Origin of the sequence: Bacillus sp. N447-1, assembly GCF_022701035.1 — a bacterium.
Lineage (GTDB): Bacteria > Bacillota > Bacilli > Bacillales > Bacillaceae_G > Bacillus_A > Bacillus_A cereus.
Window position 1 is genome coordinate 2782501 of record NZ_CP065509.1, and the last position, 2500, is coordinate 2785000.

Here is a 2500-nt window from a genome sequence, read left to right on the forward strand (position 1 = left end):
ATATAAGGTATCTTTTTAACATTTCAATTATATAAATCATACTGTTTAACAGTCTCTATTCTCCACCTTGTTACCTTTTAATAGATTACATAACTTTTGCTTATCCGCCCATCCTACTCCGATTAAAACTAAACTCGCTCCCATTATTACTCTCCATGTCAGAGATTCATTTAATAGAATAATTGAAGTAACAATACTTATTAATGGTAATGCATTTAAATATAATCCGCTTACTGATGCTGAAACTCTCTCTAGCGCTTTATTCCAAAACCAATATGCTAAAATTGTTGCTCCAATAACAAGGTATATTACACTAAGTCCCGTTTTCCAAGTTTCAACCTTTGGAAGACCGTAATAAAAAATTTCTATCAGTGCAAACGGTAAGAGAATAACAGCTCCAATAATTAAAGTTAATGTTGTAAAAACCTCGTTTGATAAATACTGTTCTTGTTTTGGTCGTTTTAGCAAAACTGTGTAGAAAGCAAATAGAAAAGTACTTAATAATATTAGTATATCTCCTATTAAAGACACTTCTTGATTAGCACTTTTAGATGGAATCGTAATAAAGAGTACTCCTATAGCACCCAATATAATTCCTATCCAATAATTCAATCGAATTTTCTCTTTCAAAAAGAGTGCTGAAAAAAGAATTGTAACTAATGGTAATGCAGCATCTATAATACTCACATGTAATCCACTTGTTAAAGAAATGCCGTAGGATGTAAACATAAAATAACCAGCTACACCGGTAAAAGCTAACAAACTCATTCTTTTCCATGGAACTTTTTTATGTACAACTGATTTTTGTAATTCCTTAAATGAGAATAGCATACAAATTCCACCTGCAAAGAAAAGACGAATAAATAACAAAGTAAACGGCTGAATAGATTCTAACGCCCATTTTGTTGGCGCAATGGCTGTACCCCATAATATAACAGCCACTAATAACATGCATATTTCTTTCATAATTCCCCACACCCATCAAAAATATATGTTAACTACCTTAATTATAGATTTTTTCTAATGTAAAATCCTTTAAAAGCACAAAAGGTTATGTAAGATCACAAACATTCTTTTTACATCTGGACTATATTCTTGAAAAGGTAATTCTTACCTTTAAATTAAAAATAATAAAAATAAACACAAAAAAACCTAAGTCAAAATGACTTAGGTTTTTGCTTGGCGACGTCCTACTCTCACAGGGACAAGGTCCCAACTACCATCGGCGCTAGAGAGCTTAACTTCCGTGTTCGGTATGGGAACGGGTGTGACCTCTCTGCCATCATCACCAAACTATGAAGGCATATTCCTTCAAAACTAGATAACATTGCTACATATTATATGGTTAAGTCCTCGATCTATTAGTATTCGTCAGCTCCACATGTCACCATGCTTCCACCTCGAACCTATCAACCTGATCATCTTTCAGGGATCTTACTAGCTTACGCTATGGAAATCTCATCTTGAGGGCTTCATGCTTAGATGCTTTCAGCACTTATCCCTTCCGCACATAGCTACCCAGCTATGCCCTTGGCAGAACAACTGGTACACCAGCGGTGCGTCCATCCCGGTCCTCTCGTACTAAGGACAGCTCCTCTCAAATTTCCTACGCCCACGACGGATAGGGACCGAACTGTCTCACGACGTTCTGAACCCAGCTCGCGTACCGCTTTAATGGGCGAACAGCCCAACCCTTGGGACCGACTACAGCCCCAGGATGCGATGAGCCGACATCGAGGTGCCAAACCTCCCCGTCGATGTGGACTCTTGGGGAGATAAGCCTGTTATCCCGGGGTAGCTTTTATCCGTTGAGCGATGGCCCTTCCATGCGGAACCACCGGATCACTAAGCCCGACTTTCGTCCCTGCTCGACTTGTAGGTCTCGCAGTCAAGCTCCCTTATGCCTTTGCACTCTACGAATGATTTCCAACCATTCTGAGGGAACCTTTGGGCGCCTCCGTTACACTTTAGGAGGCGACCGCCCCAGTCAAACTGCCCACCTGACACTGTCTCCCGGGTCGATAAGACCCGTAGGTTAGAATTTCAATACAGTCAGGGCGGTATCCCACCAGCGCCTCCACCGAAGCTAGCGCTCCGGTTTCAATGGCTCCCGCCTATCCTGTACAAACTGTACCAAAATTCAATATCAGGCTACAGTAAAGCTCCACGGGGTCTTTCCGTCCTGTCGCGGGTAACCTGCATCTTCACAGGTACTATAATTTCACCGAGTCTCTGGTTGAGACAGTGCCCAAATCGTTACACCTTTCGTGCGGGTCGGAACTTACCCGACAAGGAATTTCGCTACCTTAGGACCGTTATAGTTACGGCCGCCGTTTACTGGGGCTTCAGTTCAGAGCTTCGCTTACGCTAACCCCTCTCCTTAACCTTCCAGCACCGGGCAGGTGTCACCCCCTATACTTCGCCTTACGGCTTCGCAGAGAGCTGTGTTTTTGCTAAACAGTCGCTTGGGCCTATTCACTGCGGCTTTCCGTTAAAAAGC

The 2500-nt window shown here is 42.0% G+C and carries 1 protein-coding gene and 2 rRNA genes (1 of these 3 cut by a window edge); all 3 read right to left on the reverse strand.

Going from position 1 to position 2500, the window contains the following annotated elements; genetic code table 11:
• Positions 1 to 45: 45 nt before the first annotated feature.
• The gene (locus IQ781_RS13950) at positions 46 to 966 is read right to left on the reverse strand and encodes a DMT family transporter (RefSeq protein ID WP_000658277.1); all 921 of its coding nucleotides are present in this window, start codon (positions 964 to 966) and stop codon (positions 46 to 48) included.
• 211 nt (positions 967 to 1177) lie between these two features.
• Positions 1178 to 1293 (reverse strand): 5S ribosomal RNA (gene rrf / locus IQ781_RS13955).
• A gap of 48 nt (positions 1294 to 1341) precedes the next feature.
• A 23S ribosomal RNA gene (locus IQ781_RS13960) occupies positions 1342 to 2500 on the reverse strand (it continues 1750 nt past the right edge of the window).

Bases quoted from the DNA above. Each gene is read 5' to 3' on its own strand.
- IQ781_RS13950 (WP_000658277.1), bottom strand. From the start codon at position 966: ATGAAAGAAATATGCATGTTATTAGTGGCTGTTATATTATGGGGTACA.